Origin of the sequence: Pseudomonas onubensis, from assembly GCF_965653655.1 — a bacterium.
Taxonomy (GTDB): Bacteria; Pseudomonadota; Gammaproteobacteria; order Pseudomonadales; family Pseudomonadaceae; genus Aquipseudomonas.
Genome location: NZ_CBFHAZ010000313.1, coordinates 1 through 418 on the forward strand (window position 1 = coordinate 1; position 418 = coordinate 418).

Here is a 418-nt window from a genome sequence, read left to right on the forward strand (position 1 = left end):
GAATATCCTTATCCTATGGTTTGGCGCTCAATTAGTCATGTCGAGTAAAATTTCTATCGGTCAGCTGATTACCTTTAACACACTTTTTTCTTACTTTACAACTCCTATGGAAAATATTATCAACCTCCAAACCAAACTCCAATCTGCGAAGGTCGCTAATAACCGTTTGAACGAAGTCTATCTAGTCGAATCTGAATTTCAAGTTCAAGAAAACCCTGTCCATTCACATTTTTTGATGGGCGATATTGAATTTGATGACCTTTCTTATAAGTATGGTTTTGGACGAGATACCTTAACAGATATTAATCTCACGATTAAACAAGGAGATAAGGTTAGCCTAGTTGGAGTTAGTGGTTCTGGTAAAACAACTTTAGCCAAAATGATTGTCAATTTCTTTGAACCCTACAAAGGACATATT

The 418-nt window shown here is 35.6% G+C and carries 1 protein-coding gene; it reads left to right on the forward strand.

The features are described 5' to 3' along the window. Positions 1–418, forward strand: a 418-nt coding sequence (locus ACTD9P_RS30120) for an ATP-binding cassette domain-containing protein (RefSeq protein WP_438870500.1), incomplete at both ends; no start/stop codon positions are given.